At 74.6% G+C, this 18,184-nt stretch carries 17 protein-coding genes and 2 pseudogenes; 13 read left to right on the plus strand and 6 right to left on the minus strand.

Features of this window, described 5'->3' with window-relative positions:
• Positions 1 to 145: 145 nt before the first annotated feature.
• The 6 genes and pseudogenes from ABZV78_RS12315 to ABZV78_RS12340 all read left to right on the plus strand — a co-directional run.
• Positions 146 to 1,348, plus strand: coding sequence for a substrate-binding domain-containing protein (locus ABZV78_RS12315; RefSeq protein ID WP_355637951.1), 1,203 nt, complete (start codon positions 146 to 148; stop codon positions 1,346 to 1,348).
• 4 nt (positions 1,349 to 1,352) lie between these two features.
• Positions 1,353 to 2,096, plus strand: coding sequence for an ABC transporter ATP-binding protein (locus ABZV78_RS12320; RefSeq protein WP_355637953.1), 744 nt, complete (start codon positions 1,353 to 1,355; stop codon positions 2,094 to 2,096).
• Positions 2,093 to 2,878: an ABC transporter ATP-binding protein gene (locus ABZV78_RS12325; RefSeq protein WP_355637955.1), complete on the plus strand. Its 786-nt coding sequence runs from the start codon at positions 2,093 to 2,095 to the stop codon at positions 2,876 to 2,878. The genes ABZV78_RS12320 and ABZV78_RS12325 overlap by 4 nt, the downstream gene beginning before the upstream one ends.
• Positions 2,875 to 3,765 carry a branched-chain amino acid ABC transporter permease gene (locus tag ABZV78_RS12330; RefSeq protein ID WP_355637957.1) on the plus strand — a complete coding sequence of 297 codons (891 nt, stop codon included), beginning with the start codon at positions 2,875 to 2,877 and terminating at the stop codon, positions 3,763 to 3,765. Before ABZV78_RS12325 ends, ABZV78_RS12330 begins: the two co-directional genes overlap by 4 nt.
• Positions 3,762 to 4,877 carry a branched-chain amino acid ABC transporter permease gene (locus ABZV78_RS12335; RefSeq protein WP_355637958.1) on the plus strand — a complete coding sequence of 372 codons (1,116 nt, stop codon included), beginning with the start codon at positions 3,762 to 3,764 and terminating at the stop codon, positions 4,875 to 4,877. Before ABZV78_RS12330 ends, ABZV78_RS12335 begins: the two co-directional genes overlap by 4 nt.
• A 138-nt stretch (positions 4,878 to 5,015) precedes the next feature.
• A pseudogene (locus ABZV78_RS12340) lies at positions 5,016 to 5,099 on the plus strand (short-chain dehydrogenase); the annotation flags it as partial.
• A 63-nt stretch (positions 5,100 to 5,162) separates the two neighbouring features.
• Here the strand turns inward: ABZV78_RS12340 and ABZV78_RS12345 are convergent.
• The gene (locus tag ABZV78_RS12345) at positions 5,163 to 5,990 is read right to left on the minus strand and encodes a hypothetical protein (RefSeq protein WP_355637960.1); all 828 of its coding nucleotides are present in this window, start codon (positions 5,988 to 5,990) and stop codon (positions 5,163 to 5,165) included.
• A 142-nt stretch (positions 5,991 to 6,132) separates the two neighbouring features.
• On the opposite strand from ABZV78_RS12345, the gene ABZV78_RS12350 reads away from it, so the two are divergent.
• The 4 genes from ABZV78_RS12350 (at position 6,133) to ABZV78_RS12365 (ending at position 11,310) form a co-directional block, all read left to right on the plus strand.
• Complete coding sequence (locus ABZV78_RS12350) at positions 6,133 to 7,815, plus strand: BTAD domain-containing putative transcriptional regulator (protein WP_355637962.1); 1,683 nt, start codon at positions 6,133 to 6,135, stop codon at positions 7,813 to 7,815.
• A 37-nt stretch (positions 7,816 to 7,852) separates the two neighbouring features.
• Positions 7,853 to 9,973, plus strand: coding sequence for a RecQ family ATP-dependent DNA helicase (locus ABZV78_RS12355; protein WP_355637964.1), 2,121 nt, complete (start codon positions 7,853 to 7,855; stop codon positions 9,971 to 9,973).
• 109 nt (positions 9,974 to 10,082) lie between these two features.
• Positions 10,083 to 10,313 (plus strand): heavy metal-associated domain-containing protein, encoded by a 231-nt coding sequence (locus ABZV78_RS12360; RefSeq protein WP_355637966.1) that lies wholly within the window; start codon positions 10,083 to 10,085, stop codon positions 10,311 to 10,313.
• A 43-nt stretch (positions 10,314 to 10,356) separates the two neighbouring features.
• The gene (locus ABZV78_RS12365; RefSeq protein ID WP_355637980.1) at positions 10,357 to 11,310 is read left to right on the plus strand and encodes a hypothetical protein; all 954 of its coding nucleotides are present in this window, start codon (positions 10,357 to 10,359) and stop codon (positions 11,308 to 11,310) included.
• Between the two features lie 8 nt (positions 11,311 to 11,318).
• On the opposite strand, the gene ABZV78_RS12370 is transcribed toward ABZV78_RS12365, so the two are convergent.
• Positions 11,319 to 11,735: a helix-turn-helix domain-containing protein gene (locus tag ABZV78_RS12370; protein ID WP_355637967.1), complete on the minus strand. Its 417-nt coding sequence runs from the start codon at positions 11,733 to 11,735 to the stop codon at positions 11,319 to 11,321.
• 178 nt (positions 11,736 to 11,913) lie between these two features.
• On the opposite strand from ABZV78_RS12370, the gene ABZV78_RS12375 reads away from it, so the two are divergent.
• Positions 11,914 to 12,360: a hypothetical protein gene (locus ABZV78_RS12375; protein WP_355637969.1), complete on the plus strand. Its 447-nt coding sequence runs from the start codon at positions 11,914 to 11,916 to the stop codon at positions 12,358 to 12,360.
• Here the strand turns inward: ABZV78_RS12375 and ABZV78_RS12380 are convergent.
• Together ABZV78_RS12380 and ABZV78_RS12385 are read right to left on the minus strand one after the other, a co-directional pair.
• A complete protein-coding gene (locus tag ABZV78_RS12380; RefSeq protein WP_355637970.1) occupies positions 12,357 to 13,505 on the minus strand; it encodes an SAM-dependent methyltransferase in 1,149 nt (382 codons plus the stop codon). The genes ABZV78_RS12375 and ABZV78_RS12380 overlap by 4 nt on opposite strands.
• A gap of 89 nt (positions 13,506 to 13,594) precedes the next feature.
• A complete protein-coding gene (locus ABZV78_RS12385; RefSeq protein WP_355637972.1) occupies positions 13,595 to 15,262 on the minus strand; it encodes a DEAD/DEAH box helicase in 1,668 nt (555 codons plus the stop codon).
• 297 nt (positions 15,263 to 15,559) lie between these two features.
• Between ABZV78_RS12385 and ABZV78_RS12390 the strand changes: the two genes are divergently transcribed.
• The gene (locus ABZV78_RS12390) at positions 15,560 to 16,201 is read left to right on the plus strand and encodes a ferritin-like fold-containing protein (RefSeq protein WP_355637974.1); all 642 of its coding nucleotides are present in this window, start codon (positions 15,560 to 15,562) and stop codon (positions 16,199 to 16,201) included.
• An 81-nt stretch (positions 16,202 to 16,282) separates the two neighbouring features.
• Here the strand turns inward: ABZV78_RS12390 and ABZV78_RS12395 are convergent, their stop codons facing one another.
• Entirely contained in the window at positions 16,283 to 16,510 is a 228-nt protein-coding gene (locus tag ABZV78_RS12395) for a DUF3107 domain-containing protein (protein ID WP_091262888.1), read from the minus strand.
• Between the two features lie 66 nt (positions 16,511 to 16,576).
• Positions 16,577 to 17,215: a TetR/AcrR family transcriptional regulator gene (locus ABZV78_RS12400; RefSeq protein ID WP_074472473.1), complete on the minus strand. Its 639-nt coding sequence runs from the start codon at positions 17,213 to 17,215 to the stop codon at positions 16,577 to 16,579.
• A 149-nt stretch (positions 17,216 to 17,364) separates the two neighbouring features.
• On the opposite strand from ABZV78_RS12400, the pseudogene ABZV78_RS12405 reads away from it, so the two are divergent.
• A pseudogene (locus ABZV78_RS12405) lies at positions 17,365 to 18,184 on the plus strand (hypothetical protein); the annotation flags it as partial.

Consider the following 18,184-nt stretch of genomic DNA (forward strand, 5'->3'; position numbering starts at 1 on the left):
GTCGATCCACCGGCCGGGGATGGTTGTAACGGTCGGCCACCCTACCCTGGTTACTTGTGTGTTTCGGCCACATAGCCCGTGCGTGACGTCACTTCTAGCGTGAGCCGACAACTGACACTTCCCCCTGTCCCCACCTGGAGTCGCAATGACGATCCGGCACACGCGACGGGTGTTCCTTTCCGCCGCCACGGTGATGGCGGCCGCGCTCGCGGCCACGGCCTGTGGCAGCCCGCAGGACACCGCCTCCGGCGGCGGCGACGCCGCACCGGTCAAGGTCGGCCTCGTGTATTCCCAGTCCGGTCCGCTGGCCAGCTACGGCAAGCAGTACATCGAGGGTTTCAAGGCCGGCCTCGATTTCGCCACCAAGGGCACCGGCAAGGTCGGTGACCGGAAGATCGAGCTGACCGAGGTCGACGACGCGGGCGACCCGGCGAAGGCGGTCTCCGCGGCCAAGGACCTGATCGGCAAGGGCACGAAGATCATCGCCGGCTCCACCTCGTCCGGCGTCGCCCTCCAGGTCGCCCCGATCGCGGCGCAGAACAAGGTGCTGTTCATCTCCGGTCCGGCCGCCACCGACGCGGTGACCGGCGCGAACAAGTACACCTTCCGCTCGGGCCGGCAGTCGTACCAGGACGTGGTGACCGCCAAGTCGTTCATCGGCGACGCCGCCGGCAAGAAGGTGGTCGTCTTCGCCCAGGACGGCGCGTTCGGTGACGCGAACGAGGCCGCCGTCAAGGCCGTGATCGGCGGCGCCGGCGCGACCGTGAGCAGCGTCCGGGCTCCGGCCAGCGCGACCGAGTTCACCCCGTTCGCCAGCCAGATCAAGGCCGCCAAGCCGGACCTGCTCTTCGTCGCCTGGGCCGGCACCACCGCCCCGGCCATGTGGCAGACCCTCGACCAGCAGGGCGTGCTCACGTCCACCACGGTCGTCACCGGCCTGGACATCCGCGCCTCCTGGCCCACCTTCGGCGCGGCCGGCAGCAAGATCTCCTTCCTGTCGCACTACTTCGACGGGGCCAGCGACACCGAGGCCGCCAAGGCCGCCAAGGCCAAGATTCCGGGCGGCACGCTCGACCTGTTCCACCCGGACGGCTTCGCCGCCGCCCAGATGGTCGTCCGCGCCGTGCAGGAGGGCGGCGACGACGTGGACAAGATGATCAAGGCGCTGGAGGGCTGGCAGTTCGACGGCGTCAAGGGCAAGATGACCATCCGCGCCGAGGACCACGCGCTGCTCCAGCCGATGTACCAGGCGAAGCTCTCCGGCAGCGGCACCGCCTTCACGGCGGCCGCGCAGAAGACCCTGACCGGTGACGAAAGCGCGCCGCCGGTCGCGCAGATGAAGGGCTGACCTAGTGCTCGCCACCCGCGGTCTGACCTGGCGGATCGGTGAGGTCGCCATCGTCGACTCCGTCTACCTCGATCTCGCGCCCGGGGAGTTCCTCGGCGTGATCGGGCCGAACGGCGCCGGCAAGACCTCCCTGTTCAACCTGATCACCGGCCTGCGCCGGCCCACCGAGGGACGGATCCTGCTGGACGGGGCGGACGTCACCGACCTCCCCCCGCACCGCCGGGCCCGGCTCGGCCTGGGGCGTACCTTCCAGGCGTCCTCGGTCTTCGGTTCGCTGACGGTGCGGGAGAACGTCCGGCTCGCCGTACAGGCGCACCGGGGTGGCTCGATGAAGCTGTGGCGGCGGGCGGCGGCCGACCGGGAGGTGGCCGCCGCCGCCGACGCGGCGCTCGACCGGGTCGGCCTGCAGCACCGGGGTACGGCGCTGGCCGGCACCCTGGCCCACGGCGAGAAGCGCAAGCTGGAGATCGCCCTGCTGCTCGCCGGGGAGCCCCGGGTGATGCTGCTGGACGAGCCGATGGCCGGGGTGAGCGCCGAGGACGTGCCCGAGCTGGTCAGTGTGATCAAGTCGCTGACCGGAGACAGCGGCCGGTCGGTGCTCATGGTGGAGCACCACATGGACGTGATCCTGGAGCTGGCCGACCGGATCGCCGTGATGCACCACGGCGCGCTGCTGGCCTGCGACACCCCGGACACGGTGATGGCCAACGCCACCGTGCAGGAGGCGTACCTGGGGGAGGCGCTGTGACCGAACCTGTCCTGAGCGTCGAGAACCTGTCGGTGCGGATCGCCGGGCTGCACATCCTCCAGGGGGTGTCGTTCGAAGTCGCGCCGACCGGGGTGACCGTGCTGCTCGGCCGCAACGGCGTCGGCAAGACCACCACGCTGCGCGCGATCGTCGGGCTGACCCCCCGCAACGGCGAGGTCCGGGGCACCGTCCGGATGGGCGCGCGCAGCCTGCTGGCCCGCCCCACCCACCGGCTGGTCCGCGACGGCCTCGGCTACGTGCCGGAGGACCGCTGCGTCTTCGCCGCGCTCACCGTCGCCGAGAACCTGCGGCTGGCCGAGCGGCGGGGGACCACCCCGGCGTACGACAAGGTCTATGCCCTCTTCCCGGAGCTGGACCGGCGCGGACGGCAACGGGCCGGCTCGCTCTCCGGCGGGCAGCAGCAGATGCTCGCGATCGGCCGGGTGCTGCTCAACGACAACCGGCTGCTGCTGGTGGACGAGCCGACCAAGGGGTTGGCGCCGAAGGTGGTGACCGAGGTGGCCGAGGTGCTGGAACGGGTCGCGGAATCCGTGCCGGTGCTGCTGGTCGAGCAGAACCTGGCCGTGGTGCGACGGCTGGCGAAGGATGCCGTGGTGCTCTCCGCCGGCCGGGTCGCCTGGACCGGAAACGCGCAGGATCTGCTGCTGGAGACCGCGCTGACCAAGTCGCTGCTGGGTGTCGGTTCGGAGGTGCCGGTGAGCGCGAGGAGTGAGCCGGGTTTGCGAGCCCCGCAGTCGCGAACGAAGGGTGGCTCGGCGTGAGCACGGTGATCCTGCTGACGCTGACCGGGCTGGGCCTGGCGGCGCTCTACTTCCTGGTCGCCTCCGGCCTCTCCCTGGTCTTCGGCCTAGCCGACGTGCTCAACTTCGCGCACGGCCTCTTCCTCGGCGTCGGGGCGTACGCGACCTGGTGGGCGGCGGGCAACCTGCCCGGGGCGGGCTCGGACGGGTTCGGGTTCGTGGTGGCCGTCGCCTTCGGCGTGCTCGCCGGCGCGGCCGTGGCGGTGCTGGTCGAGCTGGTGCTGATCCGGCCGCTCTACTCCCGCACCATCGAGCAGGTGCTGGTCACCGTCGGCCTGTCGCTGGCCGGGGTGGCGCTGCTCCAGGCCACCTGGGGCGCCGACGCCCGGCCGTTCCCGCGCCCCGGCTGGACCCGCGACGTGACCTCGGTGCTCGGCGCCCAGGTGCCGAACGCCGGGCTCCTGCTGATCGTCGCCGCCGCGGTGGTGCTCGGCGCGTTGCTCGCCTTCCTCCGGTTCACCCGGTACGGCCTGATCATCCGGGCCGGCGTGGAGAACCGGGAGATGGTGACCGCGCTCGGTATCGACGTGCGCAAGGCGTTCACCCTGGTCTTCGCGATCGGCGGGGCGGCCGCCGCGCTGGCCGGCGCGCTCGGCTCGGTCTACTTCGGCACCGTCTCGCCCGGCCAGGGCGGCTCGCTGCTGATCTTCGCGTTCATCGTGGTGGTGATCGGCGGCATGGGCTCGGTGGTCGGGTCCGCGTACGCGGCGGTCGCGGTGGGGCTGCTGCAACAGTTCGTCAACTACTACGGCACGTCCGGGCTGGGCGACCTCTGCGTGGTCGGCCTGCTCGCCGTGGTGCTGCTGCTGCGTCCGCAGGGCCTGGCCGGAAAGGTGGCTCACGCATGACCGAGGTCAAGAGCGCCGAGGTGGCGGCCCCGCCCGCGGCAGTGCCCGACGAGCTGACCCCCGGCCACGCCCGCTGGCACGGCCTGCGCCCGTACGCGCCGCTGGTCGCCCTGGTGGTGGCGGCGATCCTGCCGTACTCCACGGTCAACCTGCCGGGCGTCTTCGAGGGCCCGCTGAACTCGCCGGGCACCCTGCAACTGCTCGCCATCTGCCTGGTCTTCGGCGGCCTGGCGGCCGGCTACGACCTGCTGTTCGGGCGGACCGGGATGCTCTCCTTCGGGCACGCCCTCTACTTCGCCGCCGGGGTCTACGGCACCGACGTGCTGGTCACCCGGGCCGGTCTGCCGCTCTGGCAGGCCGCGCTGCTGACCGTGACCGGCGGGACGATCCTCGCCGCGCTGCTCGGCGCGGTCGCGCTGCGCACGGTCGGCATCGCGTTCGCCATGGTGACGCTCGCCTTCGCCCAGGTCGGGGCGATCCTGGTGGCCCGGGACTTCGGCGGGCTCACCGGCGGCGAGGAGGGGCTGCCGCTGGACGTCTCGGGGCTGCCCGCCGCCCTGGTCGGGGTCACCAACACCGTGAACCTCTACTGGCTGGCACTGGCCTACCTGGCCCTCGTGGTCCTCGTGGTGCACCGGGTGAGCGGCTCGCCGACCGGGCGGGTGCTGGCCGGTCTGCGCGACGACGAGCGGCGGATCGGGGTGCTCGGGCTCGACCCGTACCGGTTCAAGCTGGTCGCGTTCACCCTGGCCGGCGGCCTGGCCACGGCCGGCGGGGTGGTCTACTGCCTGATCGTCGGCGGCGCCAGCCCGCACGTCACGTCCAGCGAGCTGACCCTGTCGCTGCTGGTCATGGTGGTGCTCGGCGGCCCCGGCACCCGTTGGGGCCCGGTGCTCGGCGGCATCCTCTACATGTACCTGGACCACCGCCTCACCGCCTTCGGCACCAGCGACGCCGTCAACAACCTCCCGGCGTTCCTGAGCCACCCCCTGAGCCAGCCGTTGTTCGTCCTCGGCACCGTCTTCATCCTGGCCGTGTACTTCTTCCCCGGCGGCCTGGCCAGCCTCCGCACCCGCCTGACCCCCGTCCTCACGGCCCTCCGCCGCCGCTGAGCCCCCGGCGGGGGGACGTGCTCGCGGAGGCCGCCGCGCGGATCTCGGAGTCGACGGGGCGGGCGGGCGCCGTCACCGCGGTGGCCGCCGACCTGACCGATCCGGCCCAGGTGCCGGCGGTGGTCGAGGCGGTGGGGGGTCCGCTACCTGGTCGGCCCGTCCGCCGGCTACGTCACCGGTCAGGTGCTCGGCGTCAACGGCGGCTCCGTCCTCGGCCGCTGAGCCGCTGAGACGCGGAAGGGGCGGCGGCCCCCCGTGCGGCCGCCGCCCCTCTTCACGTCACGGTCAGCCGTTCAGCACCTCGTAAGCCGACGCGGGCGCCTTCTGCACCTGGTCACCGGCGGGCGCGGTGAGCTTCGGCGCCTTGCCGAAGTCGTAGTACCGGGTGACCAGCTTCATGGCCTTCTGCTTGCCGGCGGCCGGGATGTCCAGCGTCAGCGAGGCGAGGTTGCCGTCCGGCCCGACCACCGCGGTGAACGGCACCTTCTTCGCCGCCTCGCCCAGCGCCGCCACGTCCACCCCGTCGAAGGCGCTCTGCACGTCGGCGTTGGCAGTCAGGTCGGCGACGCCGGTGTACGTCCCGTTGCCCTTGTCCGCCACCGTGTCCGCCGTCCGGATGATCGCGGCGGTGTTCGCCGGGTCGGCGTTCTGGTAGACCGGCGCCTCCGACGCGTCGTCGAGCTTGGTCCGGTCCAGCGCCATCCAGCGCTTCGGCAGCTTCAGCATGTCGTGCAGGCCGGGGATGCCGGTCAGCTTGACCTTCATCCAGAGGTCCTCGTCGATCACCCGGAACGTCATGGCCATGGTGAACTCGGGGTCCTCGTTCTTCTGCGTCATCCCCAGCTCCATGGCGTGCGCGGCCGGGTCCACCACGCCGACGAACTTGTCGGTGCCGTCCAGCGTGGAGAAGCGGAAGGCCGGGTCCTTCTCGTCCGGCACGGCGGCCAGGAGCGCGGCCTTCGGGTCGGCCGACGGGGACGCGGTGGGGCTGGATCCGGATCCGGTGCTTCCGCCGGTGCCGCATCCCGCGGACAGGGCGGTGGCGGCCAGCACGGCGGTCGCGAGGGCCGCGACCCGCCGGAACGTCGCGGCGGTGCCGGTACGCTGCGTCATCTCGTTTGACTCACTTTCCCAGGTGGCTGTTGCACGGGCATCCTCGCAGGCCGCCACGGCCGTCCCGCTGCCGTTATGCTGCCGTCCGACTGCCGTGGGCCGCCGCGGCGGGCGACCGGGGGGTACAGGAGCGGAAACTCGCATGTCAGAGGCATTGCGCTTCGAGGTCCTGGGCCCGCAACGGGCCTGGTACGCGGACCGCCCGCTCGACCTCGGCCCCGGCAAGCAGCGGGCCGTGCTGGCCGTGCTGCTGCTCGCCGCGGGCCGTCCCGTACCCACCGGGCAGATCGTCGACGCGGTGTGGCCCGAGGAGCCCCCGGCGAACGGCCCGAACGTGGTGCAGAAGTACGTGGCCGGGCTGCGCCGGGTGCTCGAACCCGACCGGTCGCCGCGGACGCCGGCCCAGGTGCTCACCCTCACCGACGCCGGATACCTGCTGCGGGTCCCGCCGGAGGCCGTCGACGCGGTCCACTTCGAGCGGGGGGTGCGGTTGGCCCGGCAGTGGCACGAGGCGGGGCGTACCGAGGATGCGCTGGCCGAGGTGACCGCCGCCCTGGAGCGGTGGCAGGGGGAGCCGTTCACCGGGTTCACCGGCCCGTACTTCGACGCCGCCCGGCACCGGCTGGTCGAGCTGCGGGCCGTCGCGCTGGAGACGCGTACCGAGCTGGAGCTGGCCGGCGGCCGGCACGGCGAGCTGGTCGGCCGGCTGGTCGAGCTGGTGGCCGAGTTCCCGGTCCGGGAACGGCTGCGCCACCAGCTCATGTTGGCGCTGCACCGCGGCGGGCGGCAGGCCGAGGCGCTGGCCGCCTACCGGGACTTCGCCGACCTGCTCCGCGAGGAGTACGGCATCGAGCCTGGCGAGGCGCTCCAGGACCTGCACCGGCGCATCCTCCGCTCCGACCCGACCCTGCTCCCGCCCGCCCCGGAGGCGGTGCCGGCGCCCCGGTCCGGCGACGCCGCCGCGCCGGAAGCGGCCGCCGTCCGGCCGGCGCCCGTCCCGACGGTGGACACCGACGGGCCGGCTCCCGCTCCGGCGCCGCTCCCGCCGGCCTCGCCGGGCTGGGGCGCCGCGCCGATGGCCCCGATTCCGCACGCCCTCCTGGCCGCCATGAACCGGCCGGCCGGGGCCTCGACGGAACGCCGGGCGCCCGGGTGGGTCCGGCTCGCCGCGACCGTCGTCGGCACGGCCACCGCCCTGGTGTCGTTCGGCTCGCTCACCTGGGCGGTGGTCCTCGGGTACGCGCTGTGGCGGCGTAGCTGGCGGCTGGCCCTGGCCGGCATCGGCTACTTCCTGCTCGTCCTCAGCATGTTGGTCCTCGCGATCAACAGCCCGGAGAACGAGGAGATGAGCGACGGGGAGGCCCTGTACCTCATCGTCGTGATGGGCATCTGCTGGCTGCTCGGCTCGGCGCACGTGGTGCTGCTCAACCCCACCCTCTGGGGGGCCATCGGCGGGCTGTTCTGGACCGGCCGTCAGCGCACCGACGAGCAGCGGCGGCTGCGCCGGGAGCAGGCCCGCTACCTGCTGCACCACTACCCGGCCGCCCGGGTCGAGCTGCGCATCGGCCGCCCGGACCTGCTGCGCGGCTACGACGACGGCGGCCTGGTCGACGTCAACGCGGTGCCCGAGCCGGTGCTCGCGACGCTGCCGGGGCTGACCGCCGACCAGTGCCGCCAGATCGCGGTCGACCGCTGGCTGCGTGGCCCGTACGGGTCGCTGGAGGAGCTGGCCGGGCGGTGCCACCTGCCGCCCCCGGCGGCCGAACTGCTGCGGGACGTGCTGCTCTTCCTGCCGCCCGAGCCGCCACCCGCCCGGCCCGCGTGACTCGGACCGCCGGCGGGTCGCCTGGTAGAAATGCCGGATGAGTCAGGATCGGATGGCCGTCCGGGAGCGTGCCGAGGCGGTGCTGCGGCGGCTGGCGGGTGAGCACGCCCGGCTCCGCGAGGACCAGTGGCGGGCCATCGAGGCGCTGGTGGTCGACCGGCGGCGGGTGCTCTGCGTGCAGCGCACCGGCTGGGGCAAGTCGGCCGTCTACTTCGTGGCCACCGCGCTGCTCCGCGAGGGCGGCGAGCACGGCCCCACGGTGATCGTCTCGCCGCTGCTGGCGCTCATGCGCAACCAGGTCGAGTCGGCGGCCCGGGCCGGCATCCGGGCCCGCACCATCAACTCGGCCAACCTGGACGAGTGGGACGAGATCACCGCCGAGGTCCACGCCGGGGCGGTGGACGTGCTGCTGATCAGCCCGGAACGCCTCAACAACCCCGACTTCCGCGACGGCGTGCTGCCGAAGCTGGCCGCCACCACGGGGCTTCTGGTGGTGGACGAGGCGCACTGCGTCTCCGACTGGGGGCACGACTTCCGCCCCGACTACCGGCGGCTGCGCACCTTCCTCGCCAACCTGCCCGAGCGCACCCCGGTGCTCGCCACCACGGCCACCGCCAACGCCCGGGTCACGCAGGACGTCGCCGAGCAACTCGGCGACGCCCTCGTGCTGCGCGGCACCCTCGACCGGGAGTCGCTGCGGCTCGGCGTGCTGGACCTGCCGAGCCCGGCGCACCGGCTGGGCTGGCTCGCCGACCACCTGGACCAGCTTCCCGGCTCCGGGATCATCTACACGCTGACCGTGGCGGCGGCCGGCGAGACCGCGGAGTTCCTCCGCGCCCGGGGCTGGTCGGTGGCCGCCTACACCGGGCAGGCCGAGGACGCCGACCGGCGGGCCGCCGAGCAGGACCTGCTGGACAACAAGATCAAGGCGCTCGTGGCCACCAGCGCGCTCGGCATGGGCTTCGACAAGCCCGACCTCGGCTTCGTGGTGCACCTGGGCGCGCCGCCCTCGCCGATCGCCTACTACCAGCAGGTCGGCCGCGCCGGCCGGGCCGTCGAGCACGCCGAGGTGCTGCTGCTGCCCGGCGTCGAGGACGCGGCGATCTGGCGCTACTTCGCCTCGCTCGCCTTCCCGCCCGAGGAGCAGGTCCGGGCCGTGCTCGCCGCCCTGGACACCGCGCGGCCGATCTCCACCCAGGCCCTCGAACCGGTGGTCGACCTGCGCCGGGCCCGGCTGGAGTTGATGCTCAAGGTGCTCGACGTGGACGGCGCGGTCCGCCGGGTGCGCGGCGGCTGGCTCGCCACCGGCGAGCCCTGGGTCTACGACGAGGCCCGGTTGCGCCGCGTCGCCCAGGCGCGCACCGCCGAGCAGCAGGCCATGCGGGAGTACGCGGCCACGCCCGGCTGCCGGATGCGCTACCTGCGGGAGTGCCTGGACGACACCGGGGCGGGGGACTGCGGCCGGTGCGACAACTGCGCCGCCCCGCTGTTCGCCCCCGAGGTCTCCGATGCCGCGCTCACCGCCGCGCAGACCTTCCTCGGCCGCCCCGGCGTGGAGGTCGCGCCGAAGAAGCTCTGGCCGACCGGGCTGGAGGCGGTCGGCGTACCTCTGAAGGGGCGCATTTCCCCGGCGGAGCAGGCGCTGCCCGGGCGGGCCGTGGGACGGCTGTCCGACCTGGGCTGGGGCGGGCGGCTGCGCGGCCTGGTCGGGCCCGACGCGGCGGACGGCCCGGTCCCCGACGACGTGGCGGCGGCGGTGGTCGAGGTGCTGAAGGCGTGGGCGCACGGCGACGACCCGTGGCCGCGCCGCCCGGTCGGCGTGGTCGCGGTCGGCTCCCGCAGCCGGCCGCTGCTGGTCGACTCGCTCGCCGAGCGGATCGCCGCGGTGGGCCGGCTGCCGCTGCTCGGCCGGGTCGTCCCGACCGGCCCGGCCGGGGCCGGCGGGCCGCGTGGCAACAGCGCCCAGCGGGTACGCGCGCTGCACGACGCGTTCGCGGTGCCCGGCGACCTCGCCGACGCGCTGGCCGGGCTGGACGGGCCGGTGCTGCTCGTCGACGACCTGGTCGACTCGGGGTGGACCATGAGCATGGTGGCCCGGCTGCTGCGCCGGGCCGGCGCGCCCGACGTGCTGCCGCTGGCCCTCGCGGTGGCCGGCTGAACCGTCGCTCCGCAGGCCCGGAAAGTTCCGGCCGCTCCGGGAATGCGAGCGTCGCCACCGTCGGTGGACCGTCGGTCGGCCGGCCCCCTGCCGGCGGTACCGTGGGCCCATGACCGAGCAGCGACCCGTGGTCCAGACGTACGCCGTCACCGGCATGACCTGCGAACACTGCGTCCGGGCGGTCACCGAGGAGCTGTCCGCCCTGCCGGGCGTCGACGAGGTCCGGATCGACCTCGCCGCGGGCACGGCCACGGTCACGAGCGCCGCCCCGCTGCCCGTCGAGACCGTCCGCGCCGCCGTCGACGAGGCGGGCTACGAGTTGGCCTCCGGCGTTGCCTGAGTCACCGCCCCTCGCCGGCCCCGACGCGCCGCCCGGCCCCGACCTGACGGAGCCGCGGCCGGACGCGCCGCCGTCCGGGCCCGTCGAGGTGGACCGGGCGACGCTGCGGCTCGCCCTGACGGTGGGCGGGCTGGTGCTGGCCGTGCTGCTGGGCTTCGGTCTCGGCCGGCTGAACCCACCGCCGAACCCGGCCCGCACCGGGGCCCTCCCGGTGACCGGCGAGCACACCCACGCCCCCGGCACCGGGGCGCACGCGCACGGCGGGGCCACCGTCACCCAGGGCGGCGACACGGACGCGGCCGGCCTGTCGATCAGCTCGGCCGGCTACACGCTCGCCCCGTCGGCCGTGGAGTTCGCCCCCGGCCGGGCCGGTGAGCTGCGGTTCCAGATCAGGGACGAGCGGCGGCGGGCAGTCACCCGGTTCGCCGTCGTGCACGACAAGCCGATGCACCTCATCGTGGTGCGGCGCGACCTCACCGGCTACCAGCACCTGCACCCGACCATGGCCGCCGACGGCACCTGGTCGGTGCCGCTGACCCTGGCCGAGCCGGGCGCCTGGCGGGCGTACGCGGACTTCACCGCGGTCGCCGACGACGGCCGGCAGACCGCGGTGATCCTCGGCGCCGACCTGGCCGCGCCCGGCCGGTACGCGCCCCGGCCGCTGCCCGCCCCCGCCACCTCGACCACGGTCGACGGGTTCACCGCCGGCTACACGGGCACCCCGGCCGTCGGGCAGTCGGTGCCGTTGCGGTTCCGGGTCACCGGCCCCGACGGCGCGGCCGCGCCGCTGGAGCCCTACCTCGGCGCGTACGGCCACCTGGTCGCGCTCCGCGAGGGCGACCTCGGCTACCTGCACGTGCATCCCGAGCCGGTGCGCGACGGCGACGAGGTGACCTTCTGGCTGACCGCGCCCGGGCCGGGCCGCTACCGGATGTTCCTGGACTTCCAGGTGGGCGGCGTGGTGCGCACGGCCGCGTTCACCGTGTCGGTGGCCTGAGCCGCTGGTCAGCCCGCCCGGCGGACCGGGCGGCGGGCCAGGTAGCGGAGCAGATCGCGGATGTGGTGCTTCTCCTCGGCGGGGACGTTCGGGTCGGCCAGCCGCTCCAGGATCACCCGCACGTCGGCCTCCACCGGCCCGTCCTCGGCGCGGCGGCGTGGCACCGGGCCGGCGTCGGGCAGGCCCAGCGCGCGGAAGGCGGCCGCCACCGGCAGGTCGAGGGCGGCGCAGAAGCCGCGCACCTTGGCCAGCTCGGGGTAGTCCTGCCAGTCGCCGGCCAGCCACCGGAACACGGTCGACCGCCCCACGCCGGTGTGCGTGGCGAGATCGGTCACCGTCCAGCCGCGCTCCTCGCGGGCGTCATCGATGGCGCGACGCACGAAACGCGCGAAGGCCATCTGCGGCGAAACCTCTGCGGAAGCCATCCCCCGGGGTCTGTCCCTTTCCGCCGGAGCACCCGACTCTGGGCACCGAGCCTAGTACGCCGGTAGGGATAAGTAACTGACTGATCGGTCGGAAGGTCCCGTGGGCGGGACCACCTCGGGGCATCGACAGTTGTTAACTGTCAACTAAACTCGACGGACCGCCGGGAGCAGCGATCAGATGTCGAGGAGCAGCATGGCCGAGCCGGACCGTCCCGTGCCCCACCGCCCCGGAGCGGTGAGCCTCTTCTTCGTGGCCAAGGCCGGCGTCTTCGCCCTCGGCTTCTGGATCTGGCTGCTGGTGCTGGCCGTGCACGGCGATCCGGCGACCGGCGTGCACCTGATCGCCGCGGCCGGCGCCGTCAGCACGACGCTCGTCGGCGTGGTGCTGGGCGCCCGGATGGCGCTCCAGCGCAGCGCCGCCGCCCGGCACGCCGAACTCAAGCGGCTGCTGGTCGACATCTCGTGGAACGCGTTCGCCGCCGTCGGCAACGCCGACGAGTCGGCGAAGGTGGTGCCGTTCCCGACCGCGTCGCAGGAGACCGACCGCGCCACTAACCGGGGGCCCGGCGAGCGGGTGGCCGCGTTCGAACGGGGCGAGCGCAACCGGGGCGACCGCCGCCGCTAGGGGCGGTCGGCGAGCAGCGTCGCCAGCCGGGGCGTGACGCCCCACTGGTCGACCAGCTCGCGATACTCGGCGCGCTGGTCGTCGGTCGGCGCGCTGCCGGTGCGCCGGGCCCGGATCAGCAGGTTGCGCGGGGTGTGCCGGGAGTCGACGAACTCCACCACCTCGGTGCGGTAGCCGTGCAGCCGGAGCAGGCCGGCGCGCAGCGCGTCGGTGAGCACGTCGGCGAACCGCTCGCGCAGGATGCCCTGCCGGGTGAGCAGCTCGTACGGCGCCGGCGCGGGGCGGGCCCGGAGCTGGGCGGCCACGTCGTGGTGGCAGCACGGTGCGGCGAGCACCCAGCGGGCGCCCCAACGCAGCGCGCGGGCCAGCGCCTCGTCGGTCGCGGTGTCGCAGGCGTGCAGCGCGAGCACCAGGTCCGGGGCAGGGTCGACCCGCGCCTCGGCGATGCTGCCGGCTACGAAGCTCACCCGGTCGGCCCAGCCCAGCCGCTCGGCCAGCTCGGTGTTGCGCCGACGCTGGTCCTCGCGGACGTCCACCCCGACCAGCGTCACGTCCAGCCCGCGCTGGGAGAGATAGCGGTGGGCCGCGAACGTCAGGTAGGCGTTGCCGCAGCCCAGGTCCACCACGCGCAGCGGCCCGGTGAGGTCGTCGGGAAGGGTGGCGGCCAGCGCGCGGAGGAACGCGTCCACCTGGCGGCGCTTGGCCGCCGAGCCGCCGATCTCGGCGAAGATCGGGTCGCCGGGGTCGAGCAGCCAGTCCTTGGCCCGGTCGTGGCCGCCCGGCTCCGGCGCCGGCCGGCTCGCCGAGGCCCGGTGCACCTGCGCCTCGCCCGACTTGGTCACCCGGAGCTGGAGCGTGCTGTCGGCGGTCTCCACGTGCCAGTTGCCGAAGGGCTCGGCGAGCAGCGCGTCGACCGCCGTGCCGGCCTCCGCGCCCGGGGCCACGTTCCGGGTGTACGGCCGGGCCCCGTCGGAGGTGGAGATCTGGAGTCGGGTGCCGCCCTTGAGGGTGACCGGACGCAGCTCGGCGCGGACCACCGAGGGGCGCTGGCCGCGCCGACGCCCGGCGGCGACCGCCCGGGTCAGGGCGGGGTCGAGCAGCAGCGCCCGCACCTCGCTCAGCGCGGCGTCCAGCGGTTCCGGCATGGCTTCCTCTTCCTCGGGCTGGGGCGGGTGGAACGGGGACGTCCCCCGCACCGGGTGACCGGTACGGGGGACGTCGGATGTCTCGCGGGTCAGTCGGCGGTCGCCTCGGCCGGCGTGCCGGTGCCCCCACCACCGCCACCACGGCGGCGCCGGCGGCGGCGCGGCTTGGCGGCGGACTCGCCCTCGGCGGCCGGCACGGCCGGCTCGGCGCCACCCTCGGCGGAGATCACCGCGGTGGCCTCGCCGGCGACCGTCTCGCCGGCCCGGCGGCGCCGGCGGCGGCGCGGGCTGCGGGTGCCCTCCTCGGCGGACGCCTCGGTCGCCTCGCCACCGGGTACCGCCCCGCTGTCGCCCTCGCGACCCCGGCGGCGCTCCCGGCCCCGGCCCTCGCCCCGGCCCTCGCCGCGGCCCTCGCCGCGCCGCGAGCCACGCTCGCCGCGCCGCGACCGGCCACCGCCCAGGTCCTCCTCGACCTCGGCCGACAGGCCGGCGCGGGTGCGCTCGGCGGTCGGCAGGGTGCCGCTGATGTCCCGGGAGATGTCCAGGTCGGTGTAGAGGTGCGCGGAGGTGTGGTAGGTCTCCGGGGGCTCCGGCATGTCGAGCCCGAGGGTCTTGTCGATGATCCGCCAGCGGGGCATGTCGTCCCAGTCGACGAAGGTCACCGCGACACCGGACGCCCCGGCCCGGCCGGTGCGGCCGATCCGGTGGGTGTAGGTGTCCTGGTCCTCGGGGCAGTCGTAGTTGATGACGTGGGTGACGCCGGTGACGTCGAGCCCACGGGCCGCCACGTCGGTGGCGACCAGGATGTCGATCTTGCCGGCCCGGAACGCCCGCAGCGCCCGCTCCCGTGCCCCCTGGCCCAGGTCGCCGTGGACGGCGGCGACCGCGAAACCGCGGAAGTCGAGGTCCTCGGCCACCCGGTCGGCGGCCCGCTTGGTGCGGGTGAAGATCATGGTCAGCCCGCGACCCTCCGCCTGGAGGATGCGCGCCACGATCTCGACCTTGTTCATCGAGTGCGTGCGGTAGACCAGCTGCTGGGTCTGCGGCGACGGGCCGGTCTCGGCGGTGTGCCCGGCGTGAATCGTCACCGGCCGGCGCAGGAAGCGCCGGGACAGGGCGACGATCGGGTCCGGCATGGTGGCCGAGAACAGCATGGTCTGCCGGTCCTCCGGCAGCATCGCCAGGATCTTCTCGACGTCGTCCAGGAAGCCCAGGTCGAGCATCCGGTCGGCCTCGTCGAGCACCAGCGCGTGCACCCGGTCGAGCCGGAGGTGCTTCTGCTTGGCCAGGTCGAGGAGCCGGCCGGGGGTGCCGACCAGGATCTCGACGCCCTTGCGCAGCGCGTCGATCTGCGGCTCGTACGCGACGCCGCCGTAGATCGGCAGCACCCGGACGCCCCGGGTGCTGCCCGCGGCGGCGAGGTCCTTGGCGACCTGGAGGCCCAGCTCGCGGGTGGGGACGACGACCAGCGCCTGCGGCACGCCGTCGCCGCCCTCGGCGGGGGCGAAGACGCGCTCCAGCAGCGGGATGCCGAAGCCGAGGGTCTTGCCGGTGCCGGTCGGCGCCTGGCCGATCAGGTCGACGCCGCGCAGGCCGATCGGCAGCGCGTATTCCTGGATGGCGAAGGCGCGGGTGATGCCGGCGGCGGCCAGCGCCTCGACGGTCTCCTGGCGGGCGCCGAGCTCGGCGAAGGTGGGAGCCTCCGGACGGACCGGAGCGGTGGGGGCCAGTACCTGGCCTTGAGTCTGCTCGCTCATATGGATTTGGGGGTGCCCTCTCGTGGTGCGCCCCGTCATGTCCTCAGGGCGCGAACGGTATGGCGCGGGCCACACGGTCGGGGGCGGTGACGCCGAGCCGGACCGGGCCGCACGCGCGCCGGGGACCGGTGCTGATCAGCTCAGCTGAACGAATCGGTGCCCACGGCAACTGTGTCATCCTACCTGAACCGCATCGGGGCCGTCCTGATTCCGGGTGACCGCACCGCGCCCGGGGGTGACCGGTGTGACCTGGGTCACCGGACGGCCGTTCTTGTGCCCGGGCGGTAGCCTGCGCTCGTGTCCGCCCCCGACCCCGCCCTGGCCGATCTGCTCGGCCTCGTCGCCTACGGCGAACTGCTCGCCTTCGACCGGCTGGCGGCCGACGCCCGCCTCGCCCCCGACCTGCGCCGCCGGGCCGCGCTGAGCGAGATGGCCGCCGCCGAGATCGCGCACTACCGGTGGATCGCCGACCGGATCACCGCGCTCGGCGTGACGCCCGACGAGGCCATGGCCCCCTACGTCGGCGCGTTGCAGGGCTACCACGACTCGACCGAGCCGAAGGACTGGCTGGAGGCGGTGACCAAGGCGTACGTCGGCGACGCCATCAGCGACGACTTCCTGCGCGCCATCGCCGACGGCCTCGACGGGCCGGACCGGCGACTGATCCTCGACGTGCTGCACGACTCCCGGTACGCCGAGTTCGCCGCCGCCGAGATCCGGGCGGCCATCGAGGCCGATCCCCGGGTGGCCAACCGGCTCTCCATGTGGGCCCGGCGGCTGGTCGGCGAGGCGCTCTCCCAGGCCGGCCGGGTGGCCGCCGCCGACCGGGGCGCGCTGACCGCGCTGATCTCCCGGGAGGGCGTGGACGTGCCGGCGCTGTTCCGCCGGCTGACCGACGCGCACACCGCGCGGATGACCGCCGCGGGGCTGAACAACTGAGGCCGGGCACCGCCGTGACGGGCTTCCCCGCCACGACGGGCCGGCTGGGGATGACGGCCCGCGAAGGCGGGCCGGCCGGGATCAGCGGACGGTGAACCCGACCGCGCGGGGCGAGGCCTCCGCGATCTCGACGTAGGCGACCTTCGAGACCGGCACGATGACCCGCCGGCCCTTCTCGTCGGTCAGGGAGAGGGTGCCCTCACCCTTGGCGACGGCGTCGGTCACGATCTGCTCGATCTCGGCCGGCGACTGCGCGCTCTCCAGGACCAGCTCCCGCGGCGCGTACTGCACGCCGATCTTGACCTCCACTGTGCCTCCTCAACTGGGGCGAAAAAGCCCACCCTGGGAAGGCTATCCGATCTGGCGGCCCGATGTTCAGGCTGACTCACCTTGCAGCGGGAAGCTGGCGATGCCCCGCCAGGACAGGGCCGCGACCAGCGCCTCGGCCTCGGCCTTGGGCACCTGACGGCCGCCGGCCAGCCAGAACTGGGCGGCCGTCTCGGCCGCGCCGACCAGCCCGGAGGCGAGCAGTTCGGCGTGCGCCCGGCTCACGCCGGTGTCCGAGATGATCGTGTCGGTGATCGCGGCGATGCAGCCCTGCTCGACCCGCTCGACCCGCTGCCGGACGGCCGGGTCGTTGCGCAGGTCGGACTCGAAGACCAGCCGGAACGCCTCGCTCTCGTGGTCGACGAAGTCGAAGTATGCGCGCACCGAGGCGCCGACCCGCTCCTTGTTGTCGTTGGTGCCGCGCATGGCGTCGTGCACCTTCGCCACGATGGCGTCGCAGTGCGTGTCCAGCAGCGCCAGGTAGAGCTCCATCTTGCCCGGGAAGTGCTGGTAGAGCACGGGCTTGGAGACACCCGCCCGCTCGGCGATGTCGTCCATCGCGGCGGCGTGGTAGCCCTGCGCGACGAACACCTCCTGGGCGGCGGCGAGCAGCTGCTTGCGCCGCGCCGAGCGGGGCAGGCGGGTGGGCCGGCCGGCGGTCTGCGCACCGTTCCCCACAGCGGTCATGGGAACCTCCGAGTTTCTCTGTACGAGCCGGCACTTATCACCCGAACCGGTCCGGGTTCGTGAACCCGTCCCGGAATTGGCCCGCCGCTGTAACTTATCGCCACTGTCACCACACGGTAGCCTCAGCGGGGGCGACCAAGGAGCGCGCGGTGAGTGAATCAGGGCAACCCGGAGCCGCCACCCCGGGAGAGCACGGCGACGGCACGGGTCCGCAGGATGACCTGGCCCGCGCCGGCAGCGGGTGGGCGCCCCCGGCGAACGGCTGGGCCCGGGGCGCGCCGGCGCCCGGCGGCTGGCCCCGCGCCGACCTCACCGGCTGGGGCGCCTCGTCCCCCCGGCACGGCGACCTCCCCGCCCCCCTGCCCGGGCTGACCGCCGAGGAGCCGCCGGGCCGGGTCAACGGCCGCCACGTCAACGGCGTGCACCACGCCGGGGAGGAGTCGCCCGTGACCCGCCAGGCGCCGGTCAGTGCCCCGCCCGCGGACGAGCCGCGCCGGGAGACCGACGGCGGCCGGCTGGTCGTGCCGGCCCAGCGGCCCGCGCCCGCGGTCGAGCAGCCGACCGCCGAGGCGGAGTCCACCGCGTCCCGGCACGCCTCCGACGACGCGCCGCCGGGGCGCACCCCGCGCTGGGCGGAGAACGGCCCGACGTCCGCGCCCCCGGCCCTCCAGGTGCCGCCGGTCGGCGCCGCGGCCTCCGGTTTCGAGGTGCCCCCCGGCTTCCACGCCCCGACCGCCGAGCCTGCCGAGTCCGCCCCGTCGCTGTCCCGCGGCTGGGCCGACCGCTTCCCGCCTGAGCAGCCGCCGGCCGAGACGCCGCACTCCGCCGGCCGGGCCGACCGCTTCCCGCCCGAGCAGCCGCCGGGCGAGGCGCCGTCGCTCTCCCGGGGCTGGGCCGACCGGCCCACCTCGGCCCCGCCGGCCGGCCCCGACGCCGGCGCCGGCGAGGAGCGCCGACCGGCCGCCGAGC

The organism is Micromonospora sp. NPDC004540 (assembly GCF_040610095.1).
GTDB lineage: Bacteria > Actinomycetota > Actinomycetes > Mycobacteriales > Micromonosporaceae > Micromonospora.